The organism is Pseudoalteromonas sp. G4 (assembly GCF_028875915.1).
Taxonomy (GTDB): Bacteria; Pseudomonadota; Gammaproteobacteria; order Enterobacterales; family Alteromonadaceae; genus Pseudoalteromonas.
The window spans coordinates 15,439-35,241 of the sequence record NZ_JAPEHW010000008.1; the positions used below are offsets into that span (position 1 = coordinate 15,439).

Here is a 19,803-nt window from a genome sequence, read left to right on the forward strand (position 1 = left end):
CAAAGTATACAATTAATGCTAGGTACAAAATAAATAATTAAAGCAATAACTTAAAATTATAAATCATACATAAAAAGCTATCACACATTATTACGTGCACCTCCTTAATCATCATATTTATGATAAGTCAGGGGTCTGATCTAACAAGAAATTCAGAATGGTCTCAGCGTGTAATTGTATTCCACTTTCCCTATCATCAGCTTTGAGGTGAGAAGGGTTATACCAATCTTTATAACAAAACATTAAGCGTTGCTTTAAGCTCTCGGCTTTACTTTTATGCTTTGCAATCACGTTTTGCTTTTTCTCGTCAGGTGAAGCGTTACCTAAGCTTGAGTTTGTATTGCTACTAACCAAGCACAAATTAGCAAATGAGTTGTTAAGCGTATTGTCCATAGGCTCTATTTTTGATGTTTGCGGGTAATGGTGCTCTACTGAGCTTCTATTGGTGAACTTAAACTTACTTACAGCCTGTCTAAATAATTTTAGGTATTCTTTGTCTATATGCTCTTGCGCAGTATCACCTAACAAAGACCGTTGCCACTCATTATCTTCGTTAAACGTCACCTTTTGCCAAATCTTATAATCTAGGTAATTAAAAATATATGATTGAACATCAACACCACGGTTGATAGCTGCTTTTAATTTATCTCTATCCAACGTCTTGCTATTACTTGCCTCTTTAGTGATTTCGCATAAGTGCTCAAACGCGAGTTTTTCAATACGCTCTAGTAATTTGTAGCTGGTCACTTCTGTTTGCTCATTCAAATAAATCAAAACTGAAGAAAGCCATTTTTTATAATTATTCGCAGGGTAAGAAACATGAAACATTGTTTGCAACATGGTTAATTGCTCTCTTTCATTGTTACTACTTTTCGCGAACGTGCTAACTGGTTGTATCACAAAGTTACTATTTGATTTTTTACGCTCTAATTGCCTTATCCCCCATTCACCAGTTATGGTACTCAAGTCACGTTTAATTATGTAATTATCAAATAGCACTCGTACTTTAAGTAACTTACTTACAAACTCTTTCACATTATCTTGTGACACGGGGTTATCATCACAGCGCAATAAATACTTATCAAATTCAGTAATCAGTTTTTTGTCATCTAAAGAAACCGACTCACTGCAATGTATATTTAAAACGTGAAGCAAAAAATTTGGAAAATTGATTACTGAAACAAACCTATCATCAATATCACTCTCTGGTTCAGTTGCATCTTGAAACTCTGCGTTGTTAAACAATGAGATAAGAGAATGCGATTTTTCACGCTCTTCTAAGCTGGATGATTCGTTACGCTCAATGAACTGTTCGCTTTTTATACTTTCCATTGCTTGAGCTACACTTTCAAAAAGCTCGCTTCCTTTATTATTAACCAACAACAACTGCTTTAAATCATCACCAAAGATTAAATGCCTTATTGAATTCGGGAAGCGAAAAGGTGCGTAATGCCCCATATCAGAACAAGCATCCCAAATAATGGAAAACGCGATATGATCATTTTTGCTAAGCACATTCATTAGCCGAGCTTTAATAATTTCATGACTTTCTAGCTGCTCGCCACGATTATTCATGATCTCAAAGTAGTGGTTTAGGTCGGTTTTATTAGGTAAGCATGTGCGTACAATAATGACATGTTTAAGCAAGTAATCAGCAAACTCTTTTAAAGTTTGAAACTCATCTTTAAAAAGTTGCTTAATGTATGTATGAGCCACTTGAAAAGCATTTAGAATATTTGGCTCAAAAGTAGAAAACGCGTTTTCATCTTTTGCGCCATTTTCAAATAAATATTCTAAAGTTGATTTAGAATTCACTCTACATTCAAAGTTTAAATTAAGTGACGTTATATCTAACTCGACTTTAAGTGATTTTAGTGCCGCCAAAATAATACATAACGTTGTATGACGCTGCTGGCCATCCACTGTTTCAAAATGTACATAGCCCTCTCTATTCTCTCTAATGTCAACAACTAAAGAGCCAATGTAATAATTTTGAGTATTAGTTTCTTTAAACTTGTCAAATACATCTCTTATAAGTTGTTTTACTTGAGTTTCTTCCCACGCATAATTTCTTTGATAGCTTGGGATAACATAGCTAGTATCTTTACTAAATAATGCCTTAATAGATAAGCTTTCAACGTTTGTATTAGTCATTATTTAGCTCCTTGCCTAAATAGATTTTATGTAATTTGCTTAACCCTTTTGTTTTATTGGATTGAACAGCTTCTTCATCCTTTATTACAACGTAGCGCAGAACTTCTTTTGCAGTTACAGCACTTTCTATCAATCGAATCAAACTATTACTGGCCCTGGCGTAATTATCAACACTGGCAAATTGCACTCGAGCATTTTCCAATCTAAGTTTATATGCCCAAACAAAACATAAACGAGCGGCTAACTCAAAATTCTGATCACCAAATTTATCTTTGTATTGTAATAAGACTGCCAAAAAGAGATTTCTGGTATACATATCTCCCGAACGACCACTTCCTTTGTAATCAACAAGGTATTGCTTTACTTCTGGGTTATTAAGTAGAAGCCGTTTTTGCTCTATGTAATAACTGATATATTCAAAAAAGCGAGCGCCATTTAAAATCACCTGGTTTATTTGATGCGGGTAATTCAAAGATTGTTTATCAACTAACCGAGTTGGTGCTTGATTGTAATTATTAGTAAATACATGTGCACGCAAAGCTACTTGCATAAATACAGGAAGCTCATCGCTATTGATATCTAATCCTTTAAATACATCGATATCTTTATTGGTAAAGTAGCGCCCTTTTTTACCCTTATTCCATCGCCTTAAACGGTATAAATAATCAGAGAAAATACTTTTAAGTTCACCACCGGTTGATGCTTCACTTTCCCAATTTTCTATAACAAAGAGCTTTTCTTGTTCGTTATCATTTTTCATTTCACGTAGATGAAATGCTTTAAGTAAATCGTGGGGCTCAAGCGCCTTCCCTCTGGCATTTTGACTATCAAAAAACTGAAATGCTTCTCCTAAGTCTGACAACCTAATAACCACCACAGAGCAGCTTTTTAAAATGAAATCAAAAAGCTAGCAGAGTTCCTGTTCTTCAAAATATGAAATGTACTCTTTTATAAAAGCGCTATTATGCATTGCTTGTTGTTGTGATTCAGGGTGACTTAGCGTTAAAAGTTTCAAAAGCTCTGGCAGTTCTTTGTTTTTAATTTTGTCATTAATAGCTGCAAGTAAAAGGCAAAGCGTAATTGTACGTTGTTGACCATCAACTATCTCTAATGCTTTATCTTCAGCTTGATATAAAACAACAGTTCCAATTCTGTATTCATCACTACTAACTGCATTATTTTTTAAATCATCAATAAGTTGAATAATATGATTTTCACGCCAACGGTAGGGACGTTGATATTCAGGAATTACAAGTTTTTCATTAAACAGTTCTTCTATTGGTTGAACTTCTGGAATAATACATTCACTCATAAACAGTCCCTTTTAGGTTGTTTAGTAAAACTTCACATGCTTTATAGCGTTCAACTAGTGGTATTTCTTTATAAAAATCACTCGCTATGCCATCAGATAAAATGCGTTTTTTATGTCCGGTATTTGGATCATTGATGTATGTACTAATCCTTTTAAGTTTTTCGGGATTTTCATGCCAAGAGATATTGAAAGCACATAAGTTAGGAAAGAATGTCATGGTAGAGTAAGCTGGAATATTGGCATGTATCCACCAAGCTAATGACGCCCAGTCACCCGTTTTTTCGAAATAGTCTAAGTAAGATGGGATAACAATACAGGCTGTTGCGCCCATAAAACCATTTTCGTCGCGTTTGTCCCAAATATGACCCGCATAGTTTTTTTCATTGCTTGCGCAATTAGCGCCAAGCTCATTCCCCAGCTGATTTACTTCGCAGCTTCTGTATGCCGAGCGAATATGAATTCGCCCCCATGCTTTTTGAACAGGTTCAAGAACCTTTTCACATAAGTTTGAACCTGCTGAAATAGCTAATTCAATATCATCTGGAACGTTATTAATTCCATTAACAGCAGCCGTTTCTGAAAACAAGAAGTCGCGTAAAAAAAAGTTCTCTGATAAACGAATACGGGCTAATTTATCAAGTGTTGTTATTTTATTTTTTGACATGGCTTTTATTTTAAAATGGTTATTTAACTGCGAGGCTATTTACTTACTAAGAAAAACTCTTCGCCATCTGCTTCATCAATTGAACAACAAGTTGCGAGGAAACCATCATCAGTTACGAATGACCCAATAGAGTTAGAATCGTCAGTAAAACATTGTGGGAAATTCGATGACTGCTCTAAACTATACGCACGATATCCAAGTATCATTTGAAACTTAGTTCCGTTTTTTTCCGCATATGCTTTCAAGTCAGAAAAGCTATCAAAGACTTCATAACCTTCGGTGCAAAACGCTAAACAGTCGTATAAATCATCAACTCCCAATTCAACAAGTGTTGCTGATTCAAGAACATGAACAAACTGGTTAACTAATTTTTGATTGAAAAGAGTGCCAAAACGAGCTTCAACTGTGTCTTGAATTCGCATTTTTTCGGCATCTGTAAAAGGCTTATATTCCCTCATAAAGCCTCACTTTCATCCCTAAAACCAGCAACCTGTAACCACTCCCCTGGTTTCATTTGGCTAAACAACTGACCTTTACCCCAGCCGATACCTTTACCATTTTCGCCAAAGCAGCTAGTACACATAAATGCCCAAGCACTGTGGCCGATTAATGCACCATCAACAAGAAAGCGCTCGGTTTCTAAACTCTTTTGGCATAAATCACAACTTTCGGGTGGAGACTGTATAATATTTTTTTCATTTGTTGCTTTGAGCATATCAATTTGCAATCGCAAATATTCTTCCGTTTGTTCGTCACGAAGTGTTGGTTCTGTGTTTTCGCCAGTTAATTGGGCTTGAAACCAACTATTATCTTCTTCAGTTAAAATTGCTTTTCTGTTGCCGTAAGCATCTTCACAAACTAACGTTGGAATACACAATAATTCATGAGGAAACTCTTGTTTAATTTGCTTAGGCGCATTTGGATTACTGTAATCATCTAAACTAGGTAGACTTTTGTTTAGTTTGTGTAAAACACCTAAAAACAATCCCAAGTTTGGGTCTTGCATTGCGTCCAACCTAGCAGCCCTTTCGAATTGGCTACCATCAGCTTGTACAATACTGTAATGCTCTTCTAGCTCTTGTTGAGCAACGGTATAATGATCAAATTCAGCCAGTTGTTTTAACATTTTAAACTGCTGCTCTTTATTAACAGGCAAGCTATAAACCTTGCCAGCTACAGAGTAAATAGCACGATTAGTTAAATCGTAAAATGCCCACAAATTACAAACAAAATCACTATTTTTCATTATCAACGTCCTTATTTTTTCTTTACATGTAAGCTTCTGTTTCAGTAGCCTCAAATATCAATTCACTACATTCTTTTGCTCTATTGCCTCTGCCTTTTGGTTGTACTACTAATGACAAAGATTCATTGAGTGGCAAAGATTGATACTTTTTATCAACCCCAATAACGCTTTGTTTTGAGTAAGTTGAAAGTGCTTTAGCAAAACTAGCAGTTATTTCACCTCTGCTATCAAGTAAACTTCTGTCATTAGCTGTGTCATTAAGGAGTTGATTCAAGATCTTAATATCTAAGAGGGTACCCTCTAACCAGTTTACGCTACACTTATATGCAAACTTCCAAACAATAGAAGTTGACTCTGAATAAACCTCTAAATGACTCGTGCTATTACCCACCAAGCAAGCACCAAAAATAACACCAATAATATTCTTTTTTGTGGCGTGTTCATTAATTTCTTCTAGTGCCGTAGTTAGATGCATGCCTTCAAGGCTTCTATTATTGCCATGGCATGCTAGGTAGATATAAAACTCTTCATAATTTAAAGCCATTAGTTCATTTAATGCAGCTTTAAAACTTTTAGCTTCATAAAAGTGGCGATGGTATAAATCGAACTGGCTTTTTTCACCTTGCAGTTGCTGCAATCCCTGGAAAAAAGGTAATACACTCGCCCTGTTGTTGTGACTAATATATTCTCCCCAAGGGCGCTCTAATATAAGTACGGCAGTTTTGGTATTCATGAAATAAGTCCTTTTCTTTGAAATATGTACAGCTAAATCTAAACAAATTTTAAACTTCGTAGATTGAGCTTAATCATTTTTTTAGTGTTTAGTTTTTCAATTTGGTATGAAAATTTCCAGCTTTATCAAACTCATAATCAAAGTGTTTTTTAAACTCCATAATTGCGGCTTGCTTGAGCATTTCACTTTTTAAAAGAGCTATTACATCTTCGTTCGTCTTTTGTTTACTCATGTTATTGTTCTCTATTGCCCACCCTAAAGCCGTATTACCATTGCAATCTCTAGCAAAAAGATCGGCACCATAACTAATCAGCCTACTTATTAACTTTGTGCTTCCTCGCTTTGAGCCAAATACCCCAGCCCCCCTAGATGCAAACATAAGTGCTGTACAACCGTTGTTGTCTTGATATTGCACAGATCGCTTTAATAGATCCATCACTCTCATACTGGTATTGCTGGAGCGCATTTTCATCATTTCAATCAAGCTGGTACGACCAAATTTTTTGCTCTGATAACACACATCCAAACGCACTTCATTAATTAGAAATTTACACATTTCTAAATCGTTACTCATTACAGCAAGTGTTAAAAGTGTGAGGCCATTTTCATTCTCTAGCGAATTAAAATCACAATACTCTTTATCTGTAATTGATCTTACTTTAGCTATATCACCTTGCTTGACCGCTTGAAATAGCGTGTCAGGAAAACTATCACTTTTAAGCACCAGTTCCCCATTACAATGTGGGCAAGGCTCATCCATGCACTTGCGGCATGGTTCCACGATTTCGCCACATTGCGTACAACGTTTTACTCTTGGGAAATGCTCATCGAACTCAGAAAGTTCAATTACTGAAGCTCCTACACAGTTTGTATCACAAATACTACATTTTTGATTTTGCTGATAGCTCATAACTCATTTCCTTATTTTTAAAACCGCTTAAATATAGTGCATATTTCGAATATTTAGTTTTCACAAGCTTGTAATCTTCCTGCAATGCAAAAGAAAGCTATAAATTACGTTCTGCTTTTATTACATCATCATAAATAGTGTGACAAGTTTAAACGAAAAGTACATAAAAGGTTGTTCTAACTCAACCTAAACCATTAACAAAAAACCAATAATATTAATACTTTATTGCAAAAAGAAAAAACAAAGTGCATGCTAGTGATTGTTATAGGGATATCAACTTATACACTCCCTACCTGCAGAAGTTCAAAGAAGGACCTAATATGAAAGACTCAGAAATCTACTTTAATTTTATGCTGCACATGGCAGCTGCAGACGGTCAAATTGATGACGAAGAACTCACTTACCTAGATACCTGTATAGAGCGTTTAGGCGTATCAGATGACGTATACCAAAACCTCAAAGGCCAATTACTAAATTTAAAGAATAATGGTCACCTTAAACCATTAGACGACACACTAGCCATTTTAAGTTGTTCTAACAACCCAAGCTTAGCAATGACGATTTTTAGAGATGCCTATGCGCTTGCAAATATAGATGACGACTTAGACACAAAAGAACAAGCATTACTAGAAAAATTTGCATATAGCTTTGGCGCTACAGGTGAAAATTTTAAGCGCTTAATGTCATGGGCTAACCGCGCAATAAGCATAAAAGAAGAGGGAGAATATTTATTTGAACAATTGGCAGGTAAACAATAATGTCAATGTTAGACTCTCTACCCGTGATTGGTTCTCGTCGTAAAATAAAAGAAGCAGAAAGAATTGTTCGAAATGCTAATTGGGACTTCGAAGATGCTCAAGAAAAACTGAAACAAGCACAAGACACATCAAAAACAATTGTTTCAGAGCTCGCTGACCTAAAAATCACTTGCGCACAGCAAACCATTCCAAACGCTGCCGATGTGTTATCACGCTGTCAAAGAATAAACTTAAAAGAGACAAAAGCCTCACAAACCTTTAGTCAAAAATTCGATAAAGTAACTGTACCTCAAATCAACGAAGTAAAAACCACACTTAGCGAAGTGGTAAATACCGGTATTAAAGGTACTTCAGCCGGAGCTGCTCTTGCTCTTGGCTCAATGGGGTTAGTTTCAACATTTGGCGCTGCATCAACAGGCACTAGTATAGCTACCCTGTCAGGAATAGCTGCTAAAAATGCAACTATTGCTTGGTTTGGTGGGGGTGCGCTATCTGCAGGTGGCGCAGGAATGGCAGGTGGCATGATTGCACTGGGCGGCATTGCACTGGCGCCGCTTGCAGTACTTGGTGCTTTTAAATATTCTAAACATGCCGAAAAACAAATGTCCGAAGCAAAGGCGTATAGTAACAAAATAGAAACAGAAATCGAAAAAATTGATGCAATGATCAGCATTGCTGAATCACTAAATAGTCACGTAACACTATTTCACAACACTATTAGTAAAGTACAAAATTATGTTGAATCATTAACACACCAGTTGGCATGCGAACTTGATCAAGACCCCAGAAATAACAAGAAAATAATACTATTAAAGCAACAAGTTATTTTGTTTGTTAAAGCGTTAAAAAAACTAGTGAGTGTTTCATTATTTCAAGACGATAAACCATCAAATGAATCATTAAAAATGATCGAGCATATAAATAATGTAAGTGATGATAATGTTGGCAAGTTACTTAATCGTGTAAACAATAACGAAAATATAAAGCCCCTAAACAAATCAAAGTATCTGCAGGATATTCCCCCAGGAACAGATAGTCCAACATACTTTTGGTTACAAGACATCTATCCAGAAAGCCCATCAAATTCACCTAAAATCTGGCAAGGCTACCTAAAAGACTTCTTGCAAATGCTAGTTGGCACTTCTATTTTCGCGGCTATCACTTATTTTTTATCTGAGATAGGTTGGCTACCACTAGGATATATTACAGCTTGCCTGACCGCACTTAGGCCATTACTTTGGATCAAAAACCTATTTAAAAACAAAATTGTTAGCTTTTTAGTAGGCTTGGTTTCATTAGCAATAGTAATATTCTTTAGCTTAGCTTTTATAGGCTCACTATGAAAAATAAAATTAAACCCGCAAGCCCTGCACTCGTATTGGATGCTATCAGTGACATGATGGTAGCTGCAAAAGAATGTGCACAGTTCGAACAGGCTGAAATAACTAAGCGCACATATTCAAACAATCAAAAGGAAGTCGCAATTGAGGCTATCCGTGCCAAACGCGATGTTCTGCTTGCTGCACTTGAAATGGATCATCAACTCAATAAAGAAAAGATAGATAAAAGCTTTGACGTAATTAATAAAGCTATGGAAACAGGTGATTTAAAAATGTTGGAGCTTGGTTTAGGTAGTATGCTTAAAGTTGCCGAAACATCATCACTCGTTCAGCTGCAAAAACTGGTACAAGATGAGAGCAATATTATCGATATATAGTCTATTGAATTGAATATGTCTGAACTAATTCAATTAAACTAAACAAAACCGCCTTGCATTAAAAACCCAGCAATTATTGCTGGGTTTTTATTACTTAATACAAAAGCTCATTTAAACATGGTTATGCCGATGCTTTTTTTGCTGCGCGTTTTTTGGCTGTCTCGGCTTTTTTCGCCGCTTTGGCGAGGGCTTCGGCCTCTGCTTTTGCTTGGGCTATGCGTTCAAGCAGTTTGTCGGCAGGTTCGTCGCTATCATCTTGTGGTACTAACTCACCGCGAAACGCTTTTGCAAGAATACTTTGAGTCAGGCTATCTACTCGCGCGCGGGCTTTATTCACTTGCGCTTCAATAGTGTCGGCAAGGGCAAAGTATTCATCAACCAGGCGAACGATTTCGGTTTGCTCTTCAATGGGAGGAAGAGATAATGGAGATTCCTTTATCTTTTTTAATGTAAGTCTTTTTATCGCCGTACCACCCATTTTATCAAGCATGAGTTTTCTGCCTATTGGTGAGTTTAAATAATGCTGTAAATATTTTGGTAAAAGATAATTTGCAACCTTAATCACTCCAACACTAGACAAAAGAGATATTTGTTCATTTATATTATTTACACAAGCTAAACCAGTATTTGCTCCATCTTTAACATAAAGAACATCTCCATAGGCTACATCACATCGAGAAAAAATCTCGTCATGAGTATCTTTACTCACGTAAGTTATCTTACTTAAGTCTATATACCCCTCTCTGACATTTTTTGAAGTAACATACATATAATCTCCTTCAGCATGACTTTCTGGGGAATGGTGAGTGCCATCTGTTATTTTTAACGCACACAAATCTATAGAACACCAATTCCAAAATTTCGGTAGCTCTATACTAGGAAGCCCCTCAAGTAATTTAGCTTTTTGAAGTCTTCCAATTATTTGCTTTTTTCTCTGAGCAGTATTTAATTCTTCTAACTCATTGATACTTAAAAGTGACATTAAATTAAGTTTTCGCCATTCTTCGGTTAACTTACCGCTGACGGCGCTGGCGAGCACAGATTGGCGGAAGCGTTTGATGATGTTTGGGATGCTGTCTAAACGCCCTTTTATGGCGTCAACCTGCGCCAACACGTCGTCTAACTTTTCAACAATGCGTTTTTGTTCGTTTAATGGCGGTAAAGAAACTTGATAACTTTTTATAATTTGCTGGGAAATGTTTGGTTGAGCACCACCCTTGCCTTTTTTAATAAATCCATTTTTTTCGCTATTCAATAAATAGTAAAGAAACTCTGTCGTCGTGACATCACCAATTGGTTGTCCTACTGCGCATGCTTGATTGGTTGTCGCATCAAAATCTAATATTGATGTTTTACCAATAGTTGCACCATACATTGCTATCGCAACAGATCCTTTCTTAAATAATTTAGCACTCGAATTTGACACACCAAGCTCAGTAATAAATTCATTAGAACTTTTCAGGTATTTAGGCCCTAGATCGCCTGTTTTAACCCAAGGTATTTCTCCGCCATAATAACTCGGTTCACTTCTTTTCGGTGTGCCGCCTGCTCCCCAAATAGCTAACTCATCTAGTGGTGTAATAAACCAACCTTTTGGCAATTCATTCATGCTTCACCGCCCTGCTCTTCTGGTTCAACTAAACCAAATTCCGCTTCTAGCAGTTGCTTTTGTGCTTCGGCTTCATTATCTGCACCGAGGGCTTTCATTAACTGATAAATTTCGCCCATAGCAGTGGTCAGTTCTGCCATAGCCTCACCTGCCAGCACTTCCGGCTCTGGTAGGTTTTCAGCACTGGTGGCCTCTAAGTCTTTTAACCATGAAATATCTAAGCTATCGCCTTTTTGATCGCGGATATACTCGCGGGAGAATTTACGCCATCTTGCGCTCTCTAACTCTTTATTTTCTTTCTCGCTATGCGCTCTATCTTGCTCAGATTCCTTGCTTGATTCAGGGCTTTCCTCAGGATGAATGGCGCCTAAGGTGTCGTAAATGCCTTCAGTGCGCGGTGATAAACCGTTTTTGTCTTCGCCATAGGCAGCAACAAAGGTATCAAAGTGTTTTTCAGTGAGTGGACGGCGTTTACCAAAGGTATTCATATTGGTACGCATATCAAATACCCAAGTCTCTGTTGTGCAGGCGGTGTCTTGGTGGATATTATCTACGGCACCTTTTTGGAAAAACAGCACATTGGTTTTAACGCCTTGGGCGTAGAAAATACCTGTTGGCAGGCGCAATATAGTGTGTAAACGACACTTTTCCATTAAATCGCGGCGAATATCTGTGCCTTTACCACCTTCAAACAATACGTTATCCGGAATAACCACTGCAGCACGGCCACCTGGTTCAAGCGCCTCAACAATATGCTGCATAAAGCACAGCTGCTTGTTTGCAGTTGGATAAACAAAAGTACGGGTAATGTTGGTGCCTGATGCTGCACCAAATGGTGGGTTTGTTAAAACAACATCGGCTTTTGGCAAGTTTTCACCCGCTGCACCTAAGGTATTACCTAAGCGGATGGCCCCTTCGTTTTCATCACCTTCAATGTCGTGCAATAAGCAGTTCATCAGTGCTAAACGGCGAGTTTCGGGTACGAGTTCAAGGCCAACAAAGGCTTTTTGCATTTGAAACTCTTGATCTTCGTCGTTTAAGTCAAACAAGTTGTTGGTTTTGCTTTTTATGTATTTATCGGCTTCGATTAAAAAGCCTGCGGTGCCTGCCGCTGGATCTTGGATAATTTCACGGGCTTTTGGCTGCATTAACTTAACGATGGTGTTAATCAATGCCCTTGGCGTAAAGTATTGGCCTGCGCCCGATTTAGTTTCGTTCGCGTTTTTTTGCAATAAACCCTCGTACATATCGCCAAAGTCATCGCGAGTTTTACTGCTTGTGCCATCGCCTGAGTTATCTATCCACTGCAGTTTATCCATGCTATTGATCAGCTGATTTAACTGAGCAGGCTGAGTAATGCTGGTATTTACATTTTGGAAAATGGCGCGCACTATGGCGTGCTCATCTGCGCCTAGTTGTACTAATAAGTTACGGTAAAACTGATGCTGTTCTTGACCAAGTTTGTTTTTAAGGTCGTTCCAGCGAAAGCCCTCTGGTAGTAGGTCGTCTTCTTGGCCTGTTTCTTCACACATTTTTAAAAATAGTAGAGAGGCCAGCTCGTTTACATAGTTTTGGTACGACACACCACCATCACGCAGGTTATCGCACAGCTTCCAGAGTTTATTAACTAAATCAGTATTGTTCATAGGATCTCTTTATTGCTGCTTTTAGCTATTTTTAGCAACCAGCAGCATTTTTGTGTTAAGCACAGTAAGGCTGTGCTTAACTATAAAAATTAATGGGCTAAATTGTACGTGGTTTTTGCTTTTGATAAACCGCTTTAAGCAGGCTCATCCCACATATATTCGTAAAACTGTTGCAGTATGCTTGATAACTCATCTTCAAAGATGTTCTCAAGCTTGCGTTTTCCACCACTGCGGCGGTAATTACCTGTTTTAAACGTGGTGTCGTCCAGTACCACTTGTTGTTTAATGCTGGCAGCTAAACGCTCAAGCCAACTAAGTTGTGCTTCACTCCAGTTTTTACTGGCCTTTATTTTATCCAGTGCTTTATCGACTCGGGTTTCAAACGGCAGTAATGCATCGCCCATCGCAGCACGGCGAATATGGCCAATTAAGCGAGCGGCGATGTCTTCATTTTTAGTGGCTTGCCAGGCTTTACGTAGGGTTGATTCATCATAATTTTGCGCATCAAACCACTCTTGTAAGTCAAGTAGCGCTTTACGGGTGAGATCACGCGGGCGATTAATGATCACTTCAAGGGCTGTTTGTTGATTTACTGAACTATCAACCAACTTATCAAACGACTCAAGGAAGTCTTCAGGTTTTTCGTGATCGCCCCATACATGAGTGACTGAGACTACTTCGTCTGGAATATCAGTAAAAATAGGCATATCACGCAGTGCGTTGATATTAGTTTTTAGCTGCTCTATACGGCTTACAAAGTTAGGTAAGCTGTTAAGAATTTCAGCGCTTAGCCTTGGCCCTTTTTCTTTTAATGTTTTTGGCAAGCTTAAAAAGTCGCAGCCTGCTTTATCGGCTAGTATTTCGTCAAAACGTTTAATATGGCTGTCGATTTCTTTTGAGCGGTCGCGATTACACTGTGCATGGCTAGTAATACGTTGTAGCTTTGCCACTAATTGCTCGTGGCTGTGCTCTGCAAAGCTGCGGCCATCAGCTTCCTTGGTTTGGTAGGTTTCATCCGCTGTGATTTCGTTCACTAAAGTTTTAATATCTACCTGAGGGCGCACAACGACTGGGCGCATGGTATCGACACTTTGTAATGTGCTGTATAAGTTAACGGCATCAAATATCTTAAAGCTGGTTTTGCCCACTTCAGGGCAAAGGCGTGTTGCGCGGCCTTTCATTTGCTCATAAAGAATACGGCTGCGAACTTTACGCATAAAGACCAGGTTACAAATACTTGGAATATCGATACCCGTGGTGAGTAAGTCAACAGTTACCACTATGTTAGGTAAACGCTCTTTTTTGAAGCGGGTGATATGCGATTGTACTCTTTTACTGTCTTTGTCTGAATCACCGGTTATTTTAATAATGGCGTTGTGTTCAAGCTTAGGGTATTTAGTTTTAAATGCGGTGCGGAGCTCTTCTACAACAGTATCGGCATGTTCATTATTAACGCAAAATACTAAGGTTTTTTGCTTACTGGTTGGGTCGATATGATTGACCAACTCTTCGCACACAACCTTGTTAAAGTTTGTGGAAATTAAACCGCGGTTAAAGTCGGCAACCTCAAAGTTTTGCTCATCTTCTAACGTATCGTTTTGTAGCTCACCCTGTGGCGTTAGACGCATTACTTCAGTGCCTGCGCCCATTACAACGCCATCGCGCGCCTGTTTGGTTAAAATTTTAACCGGAGGCTCTTGGTCTACTAAGTGACCATCAATGACTGCTTTACGGTAGCTATAGCGATAAACAGGCTGCTTTTGTGTGCCACCAAAAATATCCACTGTATGTAGCGCTGGGGTTGCGGTTAGGGCAATTTTAACGGCGTCGAAATGGTCGATAATACGGCGGTAGGACGAAATAAAATCTTTTGCATCGCGGAACTTCTCTTCACCTTCGGTTTGTTCTTTATCGAGAATATAACCGCGGTGTGCTTCATCAACGATGATGCAATCGTAACGCCCTACTGGCATCACTTCGTCGCTTTGCAGGGTACGTTTTACTAATGACTGTACAGTTGCCACATGGATTTGAGTAGCATCATCTGGAAAACGTTCGGTTAAATCACTGACGTTATAGATGGATTTAAAAGTATCGCCCTTAATGGTGGTATCTTCAAACGAATCAAGCGCTTGTTCACCGAGAGACGTTCTATCTACTAAAAACAGTACGCGATTAAAACGCTTAGACTGAATTAAGCGGTACATTAAACCTATAGCAGTACGGGTTTTGCCAGTACCCGTAGCCATTGCCAGTAAAATGTCTTGTTCGCCACGGGTAACTGCTTGTTCTACAGCTTGAATGGCTTCTTTTTGATAATAACGCAGGCCTAAATCATCAGTGATTGGGTTTTGTTCAAACCAGTTGTTGTAAACTTGGTTGTCGGCTTCAAGTTTAGCGAGAAGCTCTTCAGGTCGATGCCACTCTGGCAACGCTTTGGGCATATTCGTATTATGACGAACATCACGATACCAAATACCACTTTTGGTTTTGGCTGCAGCGCGATATTCACGCCCATTCGCCGAGAAGCAGAATGGAATTTTATAGGGTGTGCTATTTTCATCCTGCCAGGTGGGTAAATACTGTGGCAAGGCTTCATTAACTTGGTCAGCATCTAAGTGTGAGAGTGTTTGACGCAGTAAGCCATGATCAAATGTTTTTGAATAGCGATACGCTTCATTCAATTTAGCACTTACATCGGTATTCGCTTTTTTAGCTTCAATCACACCAACTGGTCGAAGGCCAACAAATAATACGTAATCTGCGAAGCCTTGTTTACCTGTTTCGTCGATGCCTGTTGGCCATTCAGCAATTGCCATATTGCGGCCAACTTGTGGCCGCGTGCCTTTAGCATAATTAAGCTCTTGTGTATCTGTATCCCACCCCGCTTTACGCAGCTGAGTATCGATTAGATAGCGGGTCTCACTTTCAGATAAGTTTAAGCTGCGTTTGGCCGCTGATTTTCGAATTTCTTCGTGGTAGGCTTTACGCTCTTCTTTGGTTTTAGCTGCAAGCTCTTGTTCTTTTGCTTTTAATTCAGCCTCGAGCGCTTTGATTCGCGCCTCATTTTGTGCCTGTGTTTCTTCTTGCTTGGACTCTAGTACGGAAATATAGCCTTGTAGGCTTATTACTGTATTTTGCTGCTCTTTGAGCTCTTTATCTGTAGTGACTTTTTTGCTTGTTACTTCATCAAGCTTAGTTTTGAGCTCAATCACCTCGGCATCCATTACAGGCGCTAAGTCACCTTTTGGCAATACAAATGCAGGGGCTTTGTAATCAAGGTTTTGAGTTACTAATGAGTAGTACCACGCTGCTAGGCGATGGGCGAATCGCAGCGTCATTTCAGCATCTTCTAAGTCATTGTGATAGTCATGAACAGCTTTATTTCCAACTTTTCGAAGCACATGAAATACTTGAATGATATCGTCTTTTATTCCTGGTACACGGGCGAGTTCACGGATAATCTCTATTTGTGTTTCTTTTTGATCAAATTTGAGCGCGTGGGCTAATTTTTTTGCGATTGTTTCTGCAAAAATACGTAGCTTTGCCATGGTGGTGTTAGGATCGCTTGGGTAATTACGCTCTGCGGCCAGCGCTATTGTGTATAGTTGATTATCTATTTCTTTTAGAAATAAGAAGTTAGACTGTTTCATTCTGTATTCCTTTTCTAAGCACCTAGCTAATTTTAGGTGTTACTTACGCCTTTTTTATTTTTACAAGCTTGCGTGTTAATTACTCTATTTCATTTACTTTGATGCGGTTAGTAAATGCCGCGACGAAATAGTGAGTATTATTGTCTTGCTTAACTGAATCTATACTGATTTTTTCAGCTAGTTCCATTGTAAGTCGGTTACTTATTTTTTTGTTGATTTGACTGCGTGTTTGTTGCACAAAGTCACGTTCCATAGGTATTAAATTTTTATGCTCACCATCGCGGAACTCTTCAGGCTCTAGCCCATATTTGGTGTAAACACGAGAGTCACTACCATGTTGACTAAAGTGCGTTAAAAATGCGATTACATGCTCTGTTGTATCTTCAAAAGTGCGATCAATCACTAAGCCTTTCTCATCAGCTTTTGAGTGTTCAAGTATCCACAGGTAAAAAGCAAACTCTTTGGCAGAGAGTTTAATTTCAACCCCAGCAAATTTTAGTTCTCTGGCTTTTTTGTTGATAGTGAGCTCTAGCTCTTTGTTATGTGCTGAGTTTAGACTGGCAACGGTTTGGCTAAACGATGCATTTTCCATGGTATTAACCAAAGTTTGATCAATCGATTTACGCATTCGCACAAACGGGATTTCAGCCAAGGTTACAACGGCATTTTGACAATCAATCGAGCTATTGTTTTTGCCTTCAATAATGTGCTGATAAGGGGTTGGGTAATAAAAGTCTGAAACAAATTCAAACTCGTCATTTACAAACACATGGCTTAAGCTATCTTGCTCGCGGCCAAGCAGTGACATGGCATAACCCAAATAAAATGCCATGGTTTTACGACCGCCGGCAATGGATGCGTGAATGCTTAGGGTATTATCACTTGTAAGTTCAAACACTTTACGGGTGATAAAGTCAGCCATAAAGGTTTGCTCTTGCTCTGTTTTTGCATCAAGTATTGGGTTGCCTGTATCGTCTTCAATTAACCAAATATTGTTTTCGTTGAAGGTAATTTTAGGTAATTGGTAATCGTCAATTAGCTTTTGCCAGTAGCCTTGTGTAAATAAGCCATTTACCAACATATCTTTGGTATTTTGTGTAGTGATTACAAACACTTCTTCAGGCAGTTGTTTGCCTTGCTGATTTAACGCGAAGATGGTCTCGGTTAATACTTGCGGGCTTGCACCAGTTACGATGAGTAATATGTGTTTCGTTGTCTGACTCATGGGGCTTCCTTGTCATACTTTGAAACACATATTACCTGATAAAAATTATTGAATAAATAACACGTTATAACAAAAGAGCTTATGATTCATGTTGCTATAACTTTTTGGGTACAAAATAAGGTATTTATTTCTTTTTTGCTTTACGCGCTTTCTTTTTAGCTTGTTTTTGTTTTTTGCGATCTGGCTGTTTGAACTGGGTGCGTGTTGTGACATAGCTGTTGTCGCGCATAAGCTGTTTACCCTTTGGTAATGCCAAAAATTCTACTGCGTTTTGGCAGCCTTCACTTGCTGCTTCACGAATAAGTGTTTTTAAGGCATAGGGCGATTTTACTGTGCCGCGCGCTTGTAGCTCTTGCCAAATAAGCATGGCCAAATCAAACTTGTGCTGTGCTTTTTCAACGTTGCACTGCGTTTTTGCTACAACTTGGTTACCAATTTTAATAGCCAACTTACGCTGCGATTCGTGCATTCTTAACACTTCAAACAGCTCTTTATTAAAGTTGAACCAGCTAGGTAGTTGGCTGTAACTTTCAGCTAATGTAGCAAGCGCCTTTTCTTGCTCTGGTGTTTTGTTCCAATAACCAAAGTAATCACAATATGCTTGCAGGCAATCAATGCCTTTTGCACGCCTTGCTTTGGCTTCAATTAATGCGCTGCGTGCACGTTTTTGCGCCAGCTCATCTGCTTGATTTAAAAGCCACGCTTTAAGTTTTAAGCCCGCATCAACGGTAAACGAGTTTGGCTCTTTATGTGTGATGCCTTTTTCAAGCCAGTAGTTAAATTGCAGTGTATCTTTCGATTTGAAGCGATCTTGTAAGTCAGTTATGGCTTCAAAATGGCCAAGTTCGGCTGCTTTTTCTACATGTTGCCAAGCGCGGTTATTTTGCCCTTTTTTATTAATGTAAAGAGCGAATTCGTAATGGGCTTCGCCACTCTCACATTCTTTTATGGCCGCTTTATAACACGTTTCTGCGTTGTGGTGTTCGCATGGTTGCAGCCACTTTAGCTGATAAGCTTTGGCATAAAGTAATGCTGTGCCTTGTGCATTGCACAGTGCTGAACGTGATAACCAGTATTCTAAATCACGCTTAAGCGTTTTAACCTGGTTGCGTGTTAAATCTTCAACGAGCTCTTTACTTTTATAATGCTCTAACTGAGAAAGTGCTTGCTTTGCTAGTGCATAATTGGCTTCTTTATTGCCGTTAAGAGCAAGCTCTACGTTCTTAATCTCATCAATATGTGTGGGCGCTTGCCAACTGGTTTTTTCACCCTTTTCACCACAAATATTAAAAATAAGAAAACTTGCTAGCTCATACACCGCCTGCATGGTGTTATTTACTTGTTTTTGACTTGCTTGTGCACGGCCAAACCACTCGTTAGTTAATGAACAATATGCATGTACACCTAAATTCGCGTTAAGGCGAATTAGTTCAAGCTCATCAATAATGTATGGTGGTACATTGGTTACACTTTGTAATTGCTTAATTTTATTAGTAAGTTCAGTATTACAGTCCAATTTCACGCCAACTTTTTCGGCAAAGATATGGCACCACACTTCAGCAAACAAGCGTGCTTTTAATAACGCACAGCTGTGATCTTGTGAATAGAAACGATCCATATCCATCGCTAGGCGATAAAGCTCTGGATACCAGTGCTGTAAAAATGAAAAGTTGTCTGTAGTTGTGTGTTCAATAATAGGTTGTACGTTAGTCATAAAAAATCCTTAAATAATTTGGATTTTTAGACTAACGCAGATGGTTTTTAATAAGAGTTTTGCAAGCTTGCGAAGTTAGAGAGTCATTTTTATAGCTATTTATGAGAAGTCGTTAGTAACAAATATCCATTCAGGGTTCTTGCCTCGGCCTTCTTGACTTACTGTTCTAATTTCAAAATCGCCCGTTTTAATTAGATCTTCACGAACTGACGTTACTGCTTGCTTAATATCAGGATATTTAACAAAATTAGTTCGCAAAAAATAATCTAAACTAACCTCTAAGCCATTCTCTTTAAGTTCAGCTAATGTACAATTTCGGGCAGCAATAGCTACCCCCTTTTCATTTAGACTTAACAAATATCGTTTTAATGCATCACTCCAAAAACCATCATTGTGTTTACCTAAGTTATTTTCGCCTTGACTATAAGGTAGTTGAATATATGTATTTGCCATGAATTTTCC

Annotated in this window: 17 protein-coding genes; 3 read left to right on the top strand and 14 right to left on the bottom strand. The window is 38.5% G+C overall.

All coding sequences use genetic code 11. The annotated features are described in order from the left end of the window. Positions 1-117: 117 nt before the first annotated feature. The 8 genes from ON073_RS04930 to ON073_RS04965 all read right to left on the bottom strand — a co-directional run bounded on the left by ON073_RS04930 (position 118) and on the right by ON073_RS04965 (position 7,019). Positions 118-2,154 (bottom strand): DUF262 domain-containing protein, encoded by a 2,037-nt coding sequence (locus tag ON073_RS04930; RefSeq protein ID WP_274760749.1) that lies wholly within the window; start codon positions 2,152-2,154, stop codon positions 118-120. Continuing rightward, a complete protein-coding gene (locus ON073_RS04935; RefSeq protein ID WP_274760750.1) occupies positions 2,147-3,016 on the bottom strand; it encodes a DUF7834 domain-containing protein in 870 nt (289 codons plus the stop codon). The genes ON073_RS04930 and ON073_RS04935 overlap by 8 nt, the downstream gene beginning before the upstream one ends. A gap of 45 nt (positions 3,017-3,061) precedes the next feature. After that, positions 3,062-3,466 carry a DUF262 domain-containing protein gene (locus ON073_RS04940; protein WP_274760751.1) on the bottom strand — a complete coding sequence of 135 codons (405 nt, stop codon included), beginning with the start codon at positions 3,464-3,466 and terminating at the stop codon, positions 3,062-3,064. Next, the gene (locus ON073_RS04945; RefSeq protein ID WP_274760752.1) at positions 3,459-4,130 is read right to left on the bottom strand and encodes a hypothetical protein; all 672 of its coding nucleotides are present in this window, start codon (positions 4,128-4,130) and stop codon (positions 3,459-3,461) included. Before ON073_RS04945 ends, ON073_RS04940 begins: the two co-directional genes overlap by 8 nt. A gap of 35 nt (positions 4,131-4,165) precedes the next feature. Next, positions 4,166-4,588: a hypothetical protein gene (locus ON073_RS04950; RefSeq protein WP_274760753.1), complete on the bottom strand. Its 423-nt coding sequence runs from the start codon at positions 4,586-4,588 to the stop codon at positions 4,166-4,168. Beyond that, positions 4,585-5,376 (bottom strand): hypothetical protein, encoded by a 792-nt coding sequence (locus ON073_RS04955; RefSeq protein ID WP_274760754.1) that lies wholly within the window; start codon positions 5,374-5,376, stop codon positions 4,585-4,587. The genes ON073_RS04950 and ON073_RS04955 overlap by 4 nt, the downstream gene beginning before the upstream one ends. A 22-nt stretch (positions 5,377-5,398) precedes the next feature. Then, positions 5,399-6,109, bottom strand: coding sequence for a hypothetical protein (locus tag ON073_RS04960; protein ID WP_274760755.1), 711 nt, complete (start codon positions 6,107-6,109; stop codon positions 5,399-5,401). A gap of 88 nt (positions 6,110-6,197) precedes the next feature. Continuing rightward, positions 6,198-7,019 carry an ankyrin repeat domain-containing protein gene (locus ON073_RS04965; RefSeq protein ID WP_274760756.1) on the bottom strand — a complete coding sequence of 274 codons (822 nt, stop codon included), beginning with the start codon at positions 7,017-7,019 and terminating at the stop codon, positions 6,198-6,200. 320 nt (positions 7,020-7,339) lie between these two features. On the opposite strand from ON073_RS04965, the gene ON073_RS04970 reads away from it, so the two are divergent. The 3 genes from ON073_RS04970 to ON073_RS04980 are packed head-to-tail and all read left to right on the top strand — an operon-like array spanning position 7,340 to position 9,494. Continuing rightward, a complete protein-coding gene (locus ON073_RS04970) occupies positions 7,340-7,777 on the top strand; it encodes a tellurite resistance TerB family protein (RefSeq protein WP_274760757.1) in 438 nt (145 codons plus the stop codon). Further along, complete coding sequence (locus ON073_RS04975) at positions 7,777-9,120, top strand: hypothetical protein (protein ID WP_274760758.1); 1,344 nt, start codon at positions 7,777-7,779, stop codon at positions 9,118-9,120. The genes ON073_RS04970 and ON073_RS04975 overlap by 1 nt, the downstream gene beginning before the upstream one ends. Further along, on the top strand, positions 9,117-9,494 hold the full coding sequence (locus ON073_RS04980) for a hypothetical protein (RefSeq protein ID WP_274760759.1): 378 nt from the start codon (positions 9,117-9,119) through the stop codon (positions 9,492-9,494). Before ON073_RS04975 ends, ON073_RS04980 begins: the two co-directional genes overlap by 4 nt. Positions 9,495-9,615: 121 nt before the next feature. Here the strand turns inward: ON073_RS04980 and ON073_RS04985 are convergent, their stop codons facing one another. From ON073_RS04985 to ON073_RS05010, 6 genes are all read right to left on the bottom strand, one after another. Further along, positions 9,616-11,103 (bottom strand): restriction endonuclease subunit S, encoded by a 1,488-nt coding sequence (locus ON073_RS04985; protein WP_274760760.1) that lies wholly within the window; start codon positions 11,101-11,103, stop codon positions 9,616-9,618. After that, entirely contained in the window at positions 11,100-12,749 is a 1,650-nt protein-coding gene (locus ON073_RS04990; protein WP_274760761.1) for an N-6 DNA methylase, read from the bottom strand. The genes ON073_RS04985 and ON073_RS04990 overlap by 4 nt, the downstream gene beginning before the upstream one ends. A 134-nt stretch (positions 12,750-12,883) precedes the next feature. Next, positions 12,884-16,402 (bottom strand): type I restriction-modification system endonuclease, encoded by a 3,519-nt coding sequence (gene hsdR, locus ON073_RS04995; protein ID WP_274760762.1) that lies wholly within the window; start codon positions 16,400-16,402, stop codon positions 12,884-12,886. Between the two features lie 79 nt (positions 16,403-16,481). Continuing rightward, on the bottom strand, positions 16,482-17,627 hold the full coding sequence (gene csm6, locus ON073_RS05000; RefSeq protein WP_274760763.1) for a CRISPR-associated ring nuclease Csm6: 1,146 nt from the start codon (positions 17,625-17,627) through the stop codon (positions 16,482-16,484). A gap of 124 nt (positions 17,628-17,751) precedes the next feature. Further along, positions 17,752-19,341 (bottom strand): hypothetical protein, encoded by a 1,590-nt coding sequence (locus tag ON073_RS05005; protein ID WP_274760764.1) that lies wholly within the window; start codon positions 19,339-19,341, stop codon positions 17,752-17,754. A 99-nt stretch (positions 19,342-19,440) separates the two neighbouring features. Next, a complete protein-coding gene (locus tag ON073_RS05010) occupies positions 19,441-19,794 on the bottom strand; it encodes a hypothetical protein (protein WP_274760765.1) in 354 nt (117 codons plus the stop codon). Positions 19,795-19,803 lie beyond the last annotated feature (9 nt).